Raw genomic sequence first — 13447 nt, forward strand, 5'->3', positions numbered from 1 at the left:
TGTCGATCATGCGGGGGTCCTCCTCTAGCAGGACGCTAGGGGGTATCCCGGTTTTCAGCGCCAGGGCGGCGATCACACGCCCGGCGCCGTGGTAGGGTCCAGCGCTGAAGTTTCATCCACAGCTTCGACCAGCTCCGCATCATTTAGAAATTCGTCAAATTGGCCGGCGAATACTCCATTCCGGTTAAGGGAATGCCACGCGAGGAACGCGACGGCGGTTAGGCGCGATGTTTCAGAATCAATGCCGCCCCAATCACGAATACGGGCGGTGCGCTCGTACGCGACCATGTCAGACATGATCACGCTAGCGATCTCACTACGGCCATTAACAAAGTTGACTTTTACCTGCATTTATTTACCTTTCACTTGGCGAATTGCTTTCTCGACCGCGTCCATGTAAGCCTCGATCCAAATATGCTCGTTATTTGTCGCTGCCTCGGTCATGAACGGGTTAGCTTTAATGCCGCGTGCCTGCCAACCCCAATGGATCGGCCCGGCATAGGGGACGGCCTTTTTACCGGCTCGGACAATTCCCGCCCGCTGGGTAGCACCAACACGCAAGGACGCTTTCAGCGCCCCGGTTTTCACAGGTGCCAACCCGGCAGCGATAGGGAGGATAGAGCGGGCGGCCTCTCGGTTAGCCTCTCGGAGCTGCGATAGATCACCGCCCGCCTGTTTCAGCGTGCGCCTAAGCTCACGCGCACCCTTGACGTGGGTGCTCGCTGAAACGAATCCGTTGGCCATGGTTACTCGGACTCAGGGGTGAACGATGGTACCCCAATAATCGGGAATTCCACATCACTAGTGGGCTTCGATCCGACATCACCGCCAATGGTGACGGCGCGCACTTCGACGGTGCCCTTCACCACGGCAGCACTCTTAGAGTCCTTCGGCTTGAACTCAAACGGCACCGTCTTGCCGTCGTTCTGCCAGGACCAGTCAATGATCCCGCCCTTTTTGAGGGTCTGGAAGCAGGTGACCTTGAGGGCTGCAGATTCCCGCCGTTCACCTGGGAGGGTGCGCCCGGACAGCACCATGACGCTATCTCCCGTTGACGGGTTCCGCTCAACGGTCACGGATTTGACGTAGTCGGACCACTCGTTTTTTGCTCCCTCGGAGCCGAAAATCAGGGTGCCGGGGCCTAGGGTCAGGTATTTAGGATCACTGCTAGTAGGTAGTGGTGATGTCATTGGGGATTCTCCTATAGCTCGATAGTGAGGGTGAGGGCGGGGACAGCGACGCCGGTCGCTGGGAGGGTCAGCGCCTGCAGCTGTGACTCAATGGGGATCATTCCGTCAGCGAGCACACTTTTTAACATGCGGGTGAGCTGGTCTAGTGCGTACGCCATGCCGGTATCGGCTGCGGTGAGGTGCACGGCAGCTGTCGCGGTGATGAACCGGCCGCCAAATTCGGCGGCGTCGATATCGTCCACGGTGACCAGTGCGCCCGGTAGCTGGATCAGGTCAGGGTCAATCGTGGCGGGCACACCGGCAGCGGTGAGACGATCGGCGAGCGCTTTCAGCGCCCCGGTGAGGTGTGTCGGGTCCATGTGATCACCCCACCTGTGGGCGCGACCAACCGCCAAGGCCTAGCAGCATGGAAGCCTGTGGATCATGGCGCTGGACCCATGACGCGCCCTCTTCACTAAAGGCCTGCATGCCGCCCGGTGTGCCCCGGCGACGCCACAGGTGAGCCGCGAGCATGACAGCGCCCTGCTTAATTCGTGGCGTCCACTCTTCGGCGGTGCCGTGCCAGCCCTCGACCGTGGACACCACGGCAGCTACCACCGCGTCCAGTGCTGACAGATCAGGTTCACCTACCTGGATTTTCAGCCATGCCTGCACATCGTCACGGGTGATCATTAGACGATTTCCGGCTTAGGTGCTGGGGACTTAGCAAAGTGGACCTTCATCAGGCCATCGGCGCGGTTGATCATCTGTGCCGTGTATCCGAACAGTGCCGCGTCGCGTCCACCCTTCGCGATGTGTTCCGCTTCGACTCGGAGCGGGGAGCCGGGGAGCTCGTAGAACGTGGCAGCGAGCTTAGAGCCCACGATGGCGGTGCCCTTTTCGACGAATTCAGACGTGACCCACTTATCAGGGGTGGACACCGGGGTTAGGCCGGTGAAGTGTGGCACGTCCAGCTGGGAAAAGTCCAGGACGGTCTCAAGGTCGGACGGGTTGACCAGCGCGAATGTTGCCGGGGAGTGGGTCTTTTCGTCCAGTCGGATAGCGCCACGGCTAATTGCACGGATCAGGTCAGGGGCGGATTCCTGCACGTCGGTTGCGTTCTTGACCAGGAATGCCGCAAGCTCTTTATCGGTCTCGTACGCGTAGCTTTCGGCCATCGCTGCCCAATACATGCGCAACGCGTCGGCCTCCTTGAAGTCGAAAATCTGGCGGTCAAGGTCGTTACCGCCTGCCCATGGCTGGGCTCTCATCTCGACTTCCTCCCACTCAGCCTTAGAAGAGTGGATATCGGTTTTATCGCCCTTCCACTTTGCAATAGTGGGCTTGGTTTTCCAGCGCATGCCGTGAGCGCGGCGACCTCGGAGGGCTGCATTCTGGACCAGTGGCACGATACGGCGCTTGTAGGCTACGCCGCTCCACAGCTCACCTAGCCAGGTGGCCGGGGTAGTGGTCAGCGTGTTAGTGCCGGTGATGTCGGTCAGCGCGGCGTGAACTTCGTCCATGCTCATGGCGCCTTGGTTCGCTGCCAGCAAGATTTCGGTCGCCTCATGCAGCGACGCGTGTACCTCGGTAGGTGGTTCAGGGGCGACGCCCTTCGGAACGGTCGCAACGCGCGCCGTGGTGGCCGGTGGGGTGATGGTTGGCTGTGGCATTTCTTCGGACTCCTTGGTCTCTTCGTCGGTGGTGTCGGTAGTTGGTGGTTCGTCCACCGGTTCGTGTGGTTCGTCGTGCTCTTCGGCGTTGACTAGGCCAATGCGTGCGGAATGGAACGCGGGGAACGGGACCAGCGCGACCGCTTTTAGTAGCCCGTCGGTAGCCTCACGCCCGCGCTGCCTCACGCCCGCCGCCTCAATCGAAAACGAATCGATGATGTGATCCTGTGCCTGCGTTAGGGCGGTGGTGGCTGCCTCGGAGCTTCCAAGCTGGAAGCACATATACAGCCCTTCGTCACGCTCTTCGGCAGCGATGGCAAATCCCACGGGCACACCGGCGGGTGAGTGCCCCGCGAGCAGCTTCACGCGGGATAGGTCGCTAGGGATATTCAGGGACCCGCGGGGGAAAATGATTTCACCCCGGTTGGTGGCACCGGCTTCACCCCATGGCAGCACCATTCCTTCGATGGTGCGAGCGGATTCACTGGCAAGCACTACAGTGCTAGGTTTCATCGGTTGTGCTCCTTCGGTTTAGGTTCCGCCCCTATTCCTAGGTAGCGGGTAAGCCATGCGTCGACGCCCTCGATAGCTAGGACGCGCTGCACGGCAGCTGTGACGGCTAGGACGGATACCACGGCGGGGACTGTGTCGATGTCGGCGGCGTCGGCGATGTCAGGTAGCAGGGGCAGGATTCCAATGGCCGCGGCGATGACGACCCGGGCCGTGGAACGCCACGGGTGCGTTACCTGGGTTGGGGGCTTCTTGTTTTCGAGCCTGTGAGACACGTCTGTCCTTCAATTCGTTTTTAGCGATCCTCACCCATGTGGTGAGCGCGATCAGTACCAAAAGCAAACCTGATAGCAAACCTGCTATGTAGATAGTGGCCATGAGTAGCACCGCCTAACCTGCCTTGATGTCCTTGCAGTCTGGCACCCCTACCTCGGCACCAATTGCGGCGACCAGGTCATACAGGGTGCGATTTCCGCCCTGTGGGAAACCGCTGTAATTGTCACCGGCCCCCTGTTGCAGTGAGATGTCCGTTACTACGGCGTTAATTCGGTGCAGTAGTTGCAAAATGTCATCCATTTTTAGTTCCTTATGCTCTGGAGGTGACAGGATTCGGCGGGCTTTATCTAGCAGCACATCCCACGGAAAGCTACGGCCCGGGTCTGTGTGATCGGTGCCACCCCATACCTGGCAGTCAACATGTCCACACACGCCGCGCTTTTTCTGAAGCAGATCGTTAGGACCGATCTTTTCTAGCGGGATATCGTGAGCCTTAGCCCACGTGGCTACCTGGACGGCCCCTAGGGTCAGCATGTGATCCTGTGCTAGCCACTGGTCACGTGTCCACGCCGCGCGGGCCACAAATGACAGGTGAAGCAAAATGTCATTGCCCACATTGCCCACACTCCAGGTAGTCCAGTCATCGGTGTTACAGATGACTAGGTCACCGTGCGTATCTACTAGGCGGTGGTAGCTGCCAGTGCGTGAACTGGCTTGCCAGCGGGCCACGTCGATAGCACGGGCACCGTCGGCGGATTCCGTGGTGTGAATGCAGATCCCCATGATGGGGCGGGTCCGTGGACCCCCGAAATCGAAAATGTTAGAAATGTCAGTTGTCGTCATCGCTGGTCCTATCGTCAGGGACTCGTATCATGTCAGGAATAGCGGTCAACTGCTCCACGTCGAACGCCACGGACTGGCCGGGGGCCACGACGTCATCCATACCTAGGCGCGCTGCGATCGGTGCCATGAACGAATCTAGGCAATAATCGATCAACTCAAGGTTACGGGCTTGAATATTCTCATATTTGATGGTGTTGTCCACAGCAGCGACGTCTAGCAGGACGGCGGGGATTCCACACATGCGGGCGATGTCCAGCGCTGCAGCATTCCGCCCGTCGATCAGCAGGTGAGTGTCAAAGGTGCCATGTTCGATCACCTGAATTGCCTTGTTCGTGAAGGACACGGCCCCGTTAGGGGAGTTCCGGGCCCTAATCCACCCATCCACCAGCTTTTGCACATCGGAGTCTGTCAGCGGTTCGCCCTCTGTCTGGTGCAGCTCGGTGTGTGCCGCGGGCGAGTTAGCAGCCTTGGACGCTGCCGCTGCCAGCGCTGCAGCGTGGCGGATAGCAGCCGCCCCGGTGGTAAGAATGCCTTCATCGGCGGCGGGAATATGGATCACGGTCTGGTCGTCCACCTCGACACCGCGCCATGTGATAGCGCCCGTAGCAGTTACCCCCCATTCATCGAATGGGACGCGATCAGCTGCGATCACGCGCCCGTCGGTGTCGCGCTCCACGGCCCATAAGGACGCGCCATAGAAAAGGAGATCATCCACGGTCCAGACCATGCGGTGCCACGGTGAGACAGGCCCGTCTGTGCGATCTACCCAAGCCGGTTGAGTGGTGGCCGGGGTGACTGTCAGCGAGCACCGGGCTACGGCGGTGCAGATGATCCGGCGGGCGCGGGCTACGGCTGGAATGCTCATAGCCACAGCGCGACTGACGTTAATCGGCGCGATTTCTGGGGCGAAAACCTCAATGAGGTTGCCCCGGGTAGCCCATGGGGACTCATAGGCTACTGTTCCCGCGGCGACGGCGGGGATAGCCAGGGCGTCACGCACGCGAGCAAGGAATGACATGCCCTAATTGTGTGGGCCTGTGCCCCCGTCCATCGAAAAGCGTCGCCTAGCTGCGATCTTTTCCGCCGCTTTCGTCGCATTCCGTGCCGCGTGCATGTCCCCATGTGCTGCCTTGAGGTGGCGGGCTAGCTCATACCATGCGGTCTCTTTCGTGCGTGCGAATTCCCGCCACTGGCAATGAGGGCACACGGCTAGGTGGGTGAAAAGTGAGCTGTCAATCATGCGGGGCTCCATATCCTCGGTTGCTCGGGTTTAGGGCGGTGGGTGTGTGCAGCTCGAAGGCCCAAAATTGCGGCCTCAATGCGGGGGATAGGCCCGGCGGATGTTTTGCGGGATATGAGCCGCCCCCGGTCACCTAGCGACCGGAGTTTAGCCGCGCCTAGCTCGGTGGTGAGTCCATCATCTCGACGGATCAGGACCCCCGGGGGATCGGTAGTGATCAGTGTCATTAGCGTTTCAGTGCCTATCACTAGGTCATCCGCTGCAGCGTGCGTGATGTCGTGGGGCATGGTGGTTGAGAGCTCTTCGGCGAGCGCTGCAGCGGGCCCGTGAGCGTCAATGGTGATGGACGCGGGGGCCTGTGCGTTGCGAATGGCTCGGAGCATGCCGGGGACCCACGATGTGCCGGGTCTTGCTGCGATCACCTCTACCGCGGGCACCGGCCCGATGGTGCCGACAGCGACGATGGCAGCTAGCGAGCGATCCCACGACACCGCGACACCGATATGCACCGGCCCATCATCTAGCGGGGTGTCAGTGGTGGCAGCGTCGATCACTGCCGGGGTAAACAGCGGCGACCATGACGATGTAGCCACATTGCCGTAACCGCGCGCAAATTCTGCAGGGGTGAGCTTTTCGGACGCCTCCCACACCGCCTGTTCGTCGATCAGCCCGGAGCCCACCCCGGGGTGAGCTGCGATCACCGCCGGTATATCCGTGGGGTCCACATCGTCGGAAATGCCGTAATCGATGACGGCGATACCGCTTTTCGGGTCGTTGATGGCTTCGTCCAGCATGCTGTGCCACCATGTCGACGCCGCTGTGCCCTTCGTCGACAGGAAGGTGATCTGTGGACCGTGGCCAATGCCTTTGCGGGTGGCCATGGTGGGGACGATGGCCTGCATGAGTGCCGCGCCTTCGGCCTCGGTGTGTGCCCAAGGCTCGTCGATGAATACCTGGTCTGACTGTTCGCCATGTAGGTAATCGGCAGTGGGTGGCATAGGTCTAAACTCGGACCCGATACCTGGCACCTGCATACGTGTATCACCCGCGCCACGTTTGATCTTGCATAGACCGCGCATAGTGGACTCGGCCGGGTCGGCGGCCTCTTTGATCCACCGCTCACGCGCTGCTTGCCCGGTTTGCGCGGTGTACCACAGACGCCCGCCCGGGGTCGTGATTGTGGCGTGGACGCCACGGGCCATGGTGCCAGTGGTCTTACCGGACTGACGGGGCACGGAAATGAGCACGGTGTGATAGCGGAATTTACCGTTATCGTCGAGCTCGGTCGCGACCATGTTAGCCATGTACTGCCAATGCAGGCACGGCTTGCCTAGAAACTTCGCTACCGTCGCGATTTTCCCGGCTAGGTGCTTAGCGCCCGGCGTCGGCGGGGTGTGAAACCTAGGCTTCGTGATGAACTTCGGTGGAACATACAGGGTCATCTTCGACCAGCTCCTTCAACAGGGCGTTAATCGCGTCATCCTGCGCCACGGCGCGGGATTCAGGGGTCAGACGTGCTTCACGCAACGCGGAAACCATCGGGTCAATCAGCTTTGCGGGTCCGTATGGCTTGTTCTGTGCCTCGAGCGTGTCCAGCGCGCACGCACCGGCGCGGAGCACGGTCAAAATGCCATCATCGACAGTGCTCACAAGACCTTCATCACGCGCCGCTTGAATAGCACGGTCCATCGCGTCACTGTGACGGCCTCTCAACACCTTTCCCGGCTCGGAAAAGGCTTCATCCTCGAACATTCCTAGCTGTCCTGCACGTGGACGCCGTGGGTCTGGTCTACCCATGATTTGCCCTCCTATCAGGCGTTTTCGTGTTAATGTACTGACCCCCGGGGGTCAGATTTTTTGAAAAAAAGGAAGTTGGGCGCGCGACTTCCCGCCGGGCCACCCCCTCTAAAGAAACCGCAGGTCAGAGCGCCGGCGAACGGCATAACCGCAGGTCAGGCCCATTTCCTCGACGGGGGCGCGCGGTTGACTGCGATCGGGTGACGCTCGCGCCACTGGTCCAGTGGCATTGCGCCGCGGGAACAGTTGCAGGCGTGATGTGCGGGACGGACGTTGTCTAGCGAGTCATCGCCACCCCATGAGCGGGGCACGATGTGGTCCACGGTGTCGGCGCCGGGTTGTCCGCATAGGTGGCATGTGTCGCCATACTCAGCGAGGACTAGCGCTAGCAGCCGTTGGACGCGGCGCCCGCCCCATCTAGCCACGGCCTGCAGCCTTCATGAGCCGGGCCCGTATGTGATCCACTCGATCACCCCACCTACCGATAGCGTGCATTTCAGCGATCATCACCCCGCCCCGGAGCGTGCCGTATGGCAGCACGTCGGCTTCGGCAGCGTCTAGTGCGCACTCAGCGAGCACGGGGCACCCGTGGCACAGGGTGGAAGCGAGATCATCTGGTGATGTCCAGCCTTCTTTTCGGAGCCTAGGCAATGGCCAATGATCGGACTCGAACAGGTGTGGGTCCATGCCACGGCATTTAGCTAGCTGGTGCCATGCGGGTTGATGGGTGAGTTGATTCATGCGTGTTTCCTATCGGTGGTCTAGTGGGGTGCTGGTGGGTGGGTGCTTCTTGAGGGAGGGAGCGGAGGGAGGTTGCCCCTTGCCTGTGAGGACAAAGAGCGACCCCGCTCATAGCGGGGGTGATGTTGCTTCCGTCGGTCGGTCGCTTCGGTCGATCTATGCACGCTCACGGGGATTACTCGGAGCGTCAGGACTGGGGCGCCGGGACGCGATACCTCACACCGTCGTGGTGTGGCGCGCCCGAGTCTGCCTTTACCGCGCTCACGTCCCGATCATCGGGAAAGTGATCCCGCTCTAACCGGGGACGACCACGGTGACTAGCCGTGTCACCTATTTAGCGTCTAGGCGCGCGACGTGAAGGGGGGTTAGAACTGGAGGTGTGGTGCTTGCATGTCCTGCTTGCAGTCCCGACACACGGGGAGCCCGGAATAGGGACCGCTCGGGTCAGGTGCTGGCACGTACCCGGCAGCGAAAGCGCGGTTACAACACGCGCATTTCACGTTGGATCGGCGGGCGGGACGCCAATCGCTATCTACGCTGTGGATCATTGATGTGGGCTCCTATGAGCCATCGCGCTAGCCGTGCGATATGCGGGCGAAACCGTTCGCGCATTACTGGTCACCTAGGTAGTGGGTGTAGAGCGCCCCGGCAGCTTCGATGATGGCGTTTCCTTCACGCGCTGCGTCGGTAAGGAAGTACCCTTCGGCGTGCATTTCCAGGAATTGGATAATGTCGCTGATTTGTGTCTCGGTGAATTTCATTTCACGCCCGCTTTCGCTAGGTGCTCGATTTCGGCGCGGTCATACAGATAAGCGCCGGTTTTTCCTGGGACCTTTGCAACTGGGGTGATGACACCGGCTAAACGGCGGCGGTGCACGGTGGATCGGTTGACCCCCCAAATGCGCGCCACTTCGTGCGCTGGTAGCAACTGTTGCGGTTCCATGTTTAGACATCTAACACGACTGTTGCGCTAAACGCAACTGTTGCGCCATTTATCCAGCTAGCGGGCTGAACGTCATTGCGCTAGCAACAGTTGTTGCTTTATTGTTGTGGCATGAACGCAAAAGCAACATTTGACTATTCGCTACTTGAATTCGGACTAAGCGACCGCATGCGCAAAGCGCAAGACGTTGCACAGATAAGCAATGCAGACATGGCGGAATACATCGGCGTTTCGCGATTTACTGTGAGCCGGTACCTAAACGGCGCTTCGGAGCCGCCGTTAGCGGTGCTGCGCGCATGGGCGATGTGTACCGGGGTGCCTTTTGAATGGCTGCAGACAGGAAAAACCCCCGACGGCGGGGAGCCTGTCGGGGGTAGTGTTGTGCGCCATCAGGGACTTGAACCCCGAACCCACTGATTAAGAGTCAGTTGCTCTGCCAATTGAGCTAATGGCGCATCGTTGTCCGTGAAGCTCTTGGCCTCGCTGGCAACGAAGAAAAATATAACAGCTATGTGCCTTGCAAGTAAAATCGCCTGTTCAGGGCGTGTTTTTGGGGTGTGGGAACAATAGCTACTGAATCGTTATCTAACTTCGTGGATTTCGGTAGCGTTTTCGCTTCGGAACCCGATACATTTAGTGGCCTAACAAAGTTCAGTTTTCGGAGGATAAATGAAGAGGTCCGTCGGGGCGGTTGTTGTCGCACTGATTTCGGTAGTGGCATTGGCTGGCTGCACCATTGATCGCGGTGATAGCGGGGCCGGGGAGCAGGGGGCTGATAGGGAGCAGGCAGCGGTCGTCGAAAAGCTGCCACCTGCGATTTCGGTTGAGGACGGCGCGCAGGGGGTGAGCCCCGCGAAGGCTGTGACAGTAAAGGCGCTGGATGGCACGCTTACCGACGTCCAGATGACGAATCAAGACGGCAAGGTGATCCAGGGAGAGATTTCCCCTGACAACAAGAGTTGGACCACCTCGGAGGTGCTTGGGTACTACCGCACCTACACGGTGACGGCGGAGGGGTCGAATGGGGCCCTGGCTAAGTCGGTCTTTACCACTCAGAGCCCGGCCGGCACGGCGTATGTGGCGCTTTCCCCGCTCGAAGGTATGAACGTGGGTGTGGGCCAGAGCATTGGTATGCGGTTCTCATCGCCGATTCAGGATCGTAAGGCGGCGCAGGAAGCAATCACCATCACCACAGAACCCAAGGTTGAGGGGGCTTTCTACTGGCTGAATGATTATGAGTTGCGTTGGCGTCCGCAGAATTACTGGAATCCGGGAACGTCAGTAAGCGTGAAGGCTGACATTTACGGAGTAGATCTCGGCGGCGGTGTGTACGGCAGCGAGGATAACGCTACTTCCTTCAACATTGTTGGCGGCTACACTGCTGTGGTTGATGACAGCACTAAAACCATGAGCATTTACGACGGTGACGCCGTCATCAAGACGATGCCGGTTTCGCTCGGTTCCTCGCAGTGGCCAACCCCCAACGGCGTGTACATCATCGGCGATTCCTACCCGGAAATGGTCATGGACTCGACCACTTACGGCCTCGCTCTTGATGCGGGCGGCTACAAAACTAAAGTTCAATACGCCACCCAGATGAGCTACTCCGGTATTTTCGTTCACGCTGCCCCATGGTCTGTGTGGGCGCAGGGTAGCCAAAACACCTCACACGGCTGCATCAACGTGTCCACGGAAAACGCAGCCTGGTTCCAACAGAACTTCAAGCGCGGTGACATCGTTACCGTGAAGAACACCATCGGTGGCACCCTGTCCGGCTACGACGGACTCGGCGACTGGAACATCCCGTGGGAGGAGTGGAGCGCAGGAAACGCTTAACCCTTCAAGGCCTCCATAATGGGGGCCTGTTCTTTTTCTGCCTCATCCACCACCAGCTGCGCGGCAGCCTGCAGCTCCGGGTTAAATCCCTTGCCGAGGTGCTGCTGCGCGGAAGTCACCGCGCCCGCTATGTTGCCCTGCAGCAAATTGAGGTACCGGTTCTCCAGATCCTTCCCGTGCATCGAATGCAACTGGTCCACGTCCGCCTGGGTCGGAATCCCAATCGGTGCTGGTGGGAACAGCACCTCGGGTGAGGTGGTAATGCCCCAGGTGGTGAGGAGCTGTTCTTGGGTGGCTAGCCGGGCGGAATGTTTCTGACTCACACGGGTAGCGATATCTTTCGCTTCGGGCGAGATATTGTCGGCAGCCAAGAGGATCTCGGAGGTGGACACGATACGCCGGCTGCGGACCACGGACTCCGCAAGATACATCACGTCGACAGTGTTGAAATCTGTCTCTCGTGGCACCTCATCGACGGCCCCCGGGCGTGGCGTGGCAGAAGAAGGCTTCATAGAAGGGGTAGCTGAGGGAGACGGCGTCGGGGCACTGAACATAGGCGTGGCTGACGCCTGTGTGGGCGTAACGACGGTGATCGGCTTCGCTCCTTCCGAAGCCACAGGCGTCTCCTGGGACCCACACCCCGTGAGAACTACTGCTGGCATCACAACAGCGAAAAACGCTCTGTTCATTTGCCACCTTCCTGTACAAAAGCTTCGTTGATGTCGAATGTACTGAAAAAACAGCACCTACGGCACAAAACTGATGGTAGTCCCAGGGAAGTCTTAACTCAGACGTAAAGATATGCAAAACCCGCCCTCAACATGAGAGGGCGGGTCACTTTGGGGTGGCTGACGGGACTCGAACCCGCGACACCCAGGATCACAACCTGGTGCTCTACCAGCTGAACTACAGCCACCATCGCTGCTGTTTTAAGCAGCGCAGTTCATATTAATGCACGAGTCCAGTTTTACAAAAACCGCTGGTAGTGGTCCACAGCGGAGGCTGCGAAAGCGGTAGCTTCCTCCGTTGTTGGGCCAGGGTCCGCAACGAAGAGGGAACGGCGATAGTAGTCGAGCTCGCGGATGGATTCGACGATGTCATTGAGCGCCCGGTGAGACATCCCCTTCTCGGGCTGTGCGAAGTAGACCCGCGGGTACCAACGGCGCGCGAGTTCTTTCACGGAGGACACATCGACCATCCGGTAATGCAATGCCTGGTCAAGACGCGGCATGTATTCCCGGATAAAAGTGCGGTCAGTTGCAATCGAATTGCCAGCCAGGGGAGCGGGGTGGTCGGGGGAGCAGTGTTCTTCGATGAGCGCAAGCACGGCGTCCTCGGCATCCGTCAGGGACAAGGTTGAGGAGCTAATGGCGTCGATAAGCCCGTTGCTTGTGTGCATATTCCGCACGTAGTCGTCCATTTCGGCCAGCTCTGCCTCGGTGGCATGGACGACGAGGTCGACGCCGCTGCCGAGGATATTGAGGTTGGCGTCGGTGACGAGCGCTGCGACCTCGACGATCACATGGTGCTTCGGGTCCAGCCCCGTCATCTCCAGGTCAATCCAGACGAGGCGGTCATTTTTCATGGGAATAGGGTCAGTCATCTAGCTCATCTTCTTGTAAAAATTGCCAAGGATAGGTGCCACCAGTCGCGTAGGTCCGACGTTGGTGACCACCTCCATAATTTTCGCGAGCGGGCCTGGCACGACCCGACGCTTACCCGCAGCCATCGCCTCGAGGGTCTCCCGCGAACAGGACTCATAGGTGGTCCACAGCGCATCGGGGACGACGCGATCCACAATCGACTGCTGGTCCTCCGGAATCACCGCATCCCGGACCGGCCCCGGAGCCAGAAGTGTGCACGTCACACCCGTGCCACGCAGCTCATAATGCAAAGCCTCGGTGAACTTATTCAGTCCCGACTTGGTGAAAATGTAGGTGGCGTTGTTCGGGATCACCATGTCGCCCGCCAACGACCCTACGTTGCAGATTGCGCCTTCATTTCGAGGCAGCATCTGATCGAGAGCAGCACGGGTCAGCTCCAAACATGCAGTGGCATTGAGATGGAACTGCGTGAGCTCATAATCCCAGGACTGCTCCATAAAAGGACCGAAAGAGGCGATACCCGCGGAATTAATCAGAATGTTGATCTCGCGCGAGTGCATGTGCTCGATGAGTGCGCGCCGGGCGTTGTGTTCAGCCAGATCGCAGGCGTACACCTCCGCAGTGATGCCGTACTTTTGTTCGAGTTCAGCGGAAAACTCTGTGAGCACATCTTCACGACGCGCCACCAAAATCAAGTTGTGACCCATGTCAGCAAGGTCGCGCGCCATCGCCATACCAATACCTTGACTAGCGCCAGTCACGAGCGCACGGGCGGTGGGGCTGGGGTGTGGAAGAGCCATCGTTCTCCTTGATCG

21 protein-coding genes and 2 tRNA genes are annotated in these 13447 nt (G+C 59.4%); 2 read left to right on the forward strand and 21 right to left on the reverse strand.

The window, feature by feature from the left end; genetic code table 11:
• Positions 1-72: 72 nt before the first annotated feature.
• The 16 genes from HW450_RS10325 to HW450_RS10400 form a co-directional block, all read right to left on the reverse strand.
• Complete coding sequence (locus HW450_RS10325; protein WP_182385536.1) at positions 73-351, reverse strand: hypothetical protein; 279 nt, start codon at positions 349-351, stop codon at positions 73-75.
• Positions 352-744, reverse strand: a complete 393-nt coding sequence (locus tag HW450_RS10330; protein ID WP_182385537.1) for an HK97 gp10 family phage protein — start codon at positions 742-744, stop codon at positions 352-354.
• A gap of 2 nt (positions 745-746) precedes the next feature.
• Entirely contained in the window at positions 747-1190 is a 444-nt protein-coding gene (locus HW450_RS10335) for a hypothetical protein (RefSeq protein ID WP_182385538.1), read from the reverse strand.
• Positions 1191-1201: 11 nt separating this feature from the next.
• Positions 1202-1549 (reverse strand): hypothetical protein, encoded by a 348-nt coding sequence (locus HW450_RS10340; RefSeq protein ID WP_182385539.1) that lies wholly within the window; start codon positions 1547-1549, stop codon positions 1202-1204.
• Between the two features lie 4 nt (positions 1550-1553).
• Positions 1554-1862, reverse strand: coding sequence for a hypothetical protein (locus tag HW450_RS10345; protein WP_182385540.1), 309 nt, complete (start codon positions 1860-1862; stop codon positions 1554-1556).
• Positions 1862-3355, reverse strand: a complete 1494-nt coding sequence (locus HW450_RS10350; RefSeq protein WP_182385541.1) for an HK97 family phage prohead protease — start codon at positions 3353-3355, stop codon at positions 1862-1864. Before HW450_RS10350 ends, HW450_RS10345 begins: the two co-directional genes overlap by 1 nt.
• Positions 3352-3627: a hypothetical protein gene (locus HW450_RS10355; RefSeq protein ID WP_182385542.1), complete on the reverse strand. Its 276-nt coding sequence runs from the start codon at positions 3625-3627 to the stop codon at positions 3352-3354. Before HW450_RS10355 ends, HW450_RS10350 begins: the two co-directional genes overlap by 4 nt.
• Before the next feature lie 115 nt (positions 3628-3742).
• A complete protein-coding gene (locus HW450_RS10360) occupies positions 3743-4471 on the reverse strand; it encodes an N-acetylmuramoyl-L-alanine amidase (protein ID WP_182385543.1) in 729 nt (242 codons plus the stop codon).
• Positions 4458-5489 (reverse strand): phage portal protein, encoded by a 1032-nt coding sequence (locus tag HW450_RS10365; protein WP_182385544.1) that lies wholly within the window; start codon positions 5487-5489, stop codon positions 4458-4460. The genes HW450_RS10360 and HW450_RS10365 overlap by 14 nt, the downstream gene beginning before the upstream one ends.
• 3 nt (positions 5490-5492) lie before the next feature.
• The gene (locus tag HW450_RS10370; RefSeq protein WP_182385545.1) at positions 5493-5711 is read right to left on the reverse strand and encodes a hypothetical protein; all 219 of its coding nucleotides are present in this window, start codon (positions 5709-5711) and stop codon (positions 5493-5495) included.
• Positions 5708-7153, reverse strand: coding sequence for a terminase (locus HW450_RS10375; protein ID WP_232843247.1), 1446 nt, complete (start codon positions 7151-7153; stop codon positions 5708-5710). Before HW450_RS10375 ends, HW450_RS10370 begins: the two co-directional genes overlap by 4 nt.
• Complete coding sequence (locus tag HW450_RS10380; protein ID WP_182385546.1) at positions 7113-7508, reverse strand: hypothetical protein; 396 nt, start codon at positions 7506-7508, stop codon at positions 7113-7115. The genes HW450_RS10375 and HW450_RS10380 overlap by 41 nt, the downstream gene beginning before the upstream one ends.
• Positions 7509-7663: 155 nt before the next feature.
• On the reverse strand, positions 7664-7933 hold the full coding sequence (locus tag HW450_RS10385; RefSeq protein ID WP_182385547.1) for an HNH endonuclease: 270 nt from the start codon (positions 7931-7933) through the stop codon (positions 7664-7666).
• Positions 7926-8249 carry a WhiB family transcriptional regulator gene (locus HW450_RS10390; protein WP_182385548.1) on the reverse strand — a complete coding sequence of 108 codons (324 nt, stop codon included), beginning with the start codon at positions 8247-8249 and terminating at the stop codon, positions 7926-7928. Before HW450_RS10390 ends, HW450_RS10385 begins: the two co-directional genes overlap by 8 nt.
• 611 nt (positions 8250-8860) lie before the next feature.
• Positions 8861-9010, reverse strand: a complete 150-nt coding sequence (locus HW450_RS10395) for a hypothetical protein (RefSeq protein ID WP_182385549.1) — start codon at positions 9008-9010, stop codon at positions 8861-8863.
• Positions 9007-9192: a MerR family transcriptional regulator gene (locus HW450_RS10400; RefSeq protein ID WP_182385550.1), complete on the reverse strand. Its 186-nt coding sequence runs from the start codon at positions 9190-9192 to the stop codon at positions 9007-9009. The genes HW450_RS10395 and HW450_RS10400 overlap by 4 nt, the downstream gene beginning before the upstream one ends.
• A 111-nt stretch (positions 9193-9303) precedes the next feature.
• On the opposite strand from HW450_RS10400, the gene HW450_RS10405 reads away from it, so the two are divergent.
• Positions 9304-9609: a helix-turn-helix domain-containing protein gene (locus HW450_RS10405; protein WP_182385551.1), complete on the forward strand. Its 306-nt coding sequence runs from the start codon at positions 9304-9306 to the stop codon at positions 9607-9609.
• Here HW450_RS10405 and HW450_RS10410 read toward each other — a convergent pair.
• Positions 9575-9647 (reverse strand) — tRNA-Lys (locus tag HW450_RS10410). The two genes, HW450_RS10405 and HW450_RS10410, sit on opposite strands and share 35 nt — an antisense overlap.
• 214 nt (positions 9648-9861) lie before the next feature.
• On the opposite strand from HW450_RS10410, the gene HW450_RS10415 reads away from it, so the two are divergent.
• Complete coding sequence (locus HW450_RS10415; RefSeq protein WP_182385552.1) at positions 9862-11028, forward strand: L,D-transpeptidase; 1167 nt, start codon at positions 9862-9864, stop codon at positions 11026-11028.
• On the opposite strand, the gene HW450_RS10420 is transcribed toward HW450_RS10415, so the two are convergent.
• The 4 genes from HW450_RS10420 to cmrA all read right to left on the reverse strand — a co-directional run bounded on the left by HW450_RS10420 (position 11025) and on the right by cmrA (position 13432).
• Positions 11025-11540: a DUF305 domain-containing protein gene (locus HW450_RS10420; RefSeq protein WP_182385553.1), complete on the reverse strand. Its 516-nt coding sequence runs from the start codon at positions 11538-11540 to the stop codon at positions 11025-11027. The two genes, HW450_RS10415 and HW450_RS10420, sit on opposite strands and share 4 nt — an antisense overlap.
• Positions 11541-11868: 328 nt before the next feature.
• Positions 11869-11944 (reverse strand) — tRNA-His (locus HW450_RS10425).
• A gap of 51 nt (positions 11945-11995) precedes the next feature.
• Complete coding sequence (gene orn / locus HW450_RS10430) at positions 11996-12631, reverse strand: oligoribonuclease (protein WP_182385554.1); 636 nt, start codon at positions 12629-12631, stop codon at positions 11996-11998.
• On the reverse strand, positions 12632-13432 hold the full coding sequence (gene cmrA / locus HW450_RS10435) for a mycolate reductase (protein ID WP_182385555.1): 801 nt from the start codon (positions 13430-13432) through the stop codon (positions 12632-12634).
• Between the last annotated feature and the right edge of the window lie 15 nt (positions 13433-13447).

The sequence above is a fragment of the Corynebacterium hindlerae genome, assembly GCF_014117265.1.
GTDB lineage: Bacteria > Actinomycetota > Actinomycetes > Mycobacteriales > Mycobacteriaceae > Corynebacterium > Corynebacterium hindlerae.

Coding starts and splice junctions, on each gene's coding strand:
- HW450_RS10325 (WP_182385536.1), bottom strand. CDS start 351: ATGCAGGTAAAAGTCAACTTTGTTAATGGCCGTAGTGAGATCGCTAGC.
- HW450_RS10330 (WP_182385537.1), bottom strand. CDS start 744: ATGGCCAACGGATTCGTTTCAGCGAGCACCCACGTCAAGGGTGCGCGT.
- HW450_RS10335 (WP_182385538.1), bottom strand. CDS start 1,190: ATGACATCACCACTACCTACTAGCAGTGATCCTAAATACCTGACCCTA.
- HW450_RS10340 (WP_182385539.1), bottom strand. CDS start 1,549: ATGGACCCGACACACCTCACCGGGGCGCTGAAAGCGCTCGCCGATCGT.
- HW450_RS10345 (WP_182385540.1), bottom strand. CDS start 1,862: ATGATCACCCGTGACGATGTGCAGGCATGGCTGAAAATCCAGGTAGGT.
- HW450_RS10350 (WP_182385541.1), bottom strand. CDS start 3,355: ATGAAACCTAGCACTGTAGTGCTTGCCAGTGAATCCGCTCGCACCATC.
- HW450_RS10360 (WP_182385543.1), bottom strand. CDS start 4,471: ATGACGACAACTGACATTTCTAACATTTTCGATTTCGGGGGTCCACGG.
- HW450_RS10365 (WP_182385544.1), bottom strand. CDS start 5,489: ATGTCATTCCTTGCTCGCGTGCGTGACGCCCTGGCTATCCCCGCCGTC.
- HW450_RS10370 (WP_182385545.1), bottom strand. CDS start 5,711: ATGATTGACAGCTCACTTTTCACCCACCTAGCCGTGTGCCCTCATTGC.
- HW450_RS10375 (WP_232843247.1), bottom strand. CDS start 7,153: ATGACCCTGTATGTTCCACCGAAGTTCATCACGAAGCCTAGGTTTCAC.
- HW450_RS10380 (WP_182385546.1), bottom strand. CDS start 7,508: ATGGGTAGACCAGACCCACGGCGTCCACGTGCAGGACAGCTAGGAATG.
- HW450_RS10390 (WP_182385548.1), bottom strand. CDS start 8,249: ATGAATCAACTCACCCATCAACCCGCATGGCACCAGCTAGCTAAATGC.
- HW450_RS10395 (WP_182385549.1), bottom strand. CDS start 9,010: ATGAAATTCACCGAGACACAAATCAGCGACATTATCCAATTCCTGGAA.
- HW450_RS10400 (WP_182385550.1), bottom strand. CDS start 9,192: ATGGAACCGCAACAGTTGCTACCAGCGCACGAAGTGGCGCGCATTTGG.
- HW450_RS10405 (WP_182385551.1), top strand. CDS start 9,304: ATGAACGCAAAAGCAACATTTGACTATTCGCTACTTGAATTCGGACTA.
- HW450_RS10415 (WP_182385552.1), top strand. CDS start 9,862: ATGAAGAGGTCCGTCGGGGCGGTTGTTGTCGCACTGATTTCGGTAGTG.
- HW450_RS10420 (WP_182385553.1), bottom strand. CDS start 11,540: ATGAAGCCTTCTTCTGCCACGCCACGCCCGGGGGCCGTCGATGAGGTG.
- orn (WP_182385554.1), bottom strand. CDS start 12,631: ATGACTGACCCTATTCCCATGAAAAATGACCGCCTCGTCTGGATTGAC.
- cmrA (WP_182385555.1), bottom strand. CDS start 13,432: ATGGCTCTTCCACACCCCAGCCCCACCGCCCGTGCGCTCGTGACTGGC.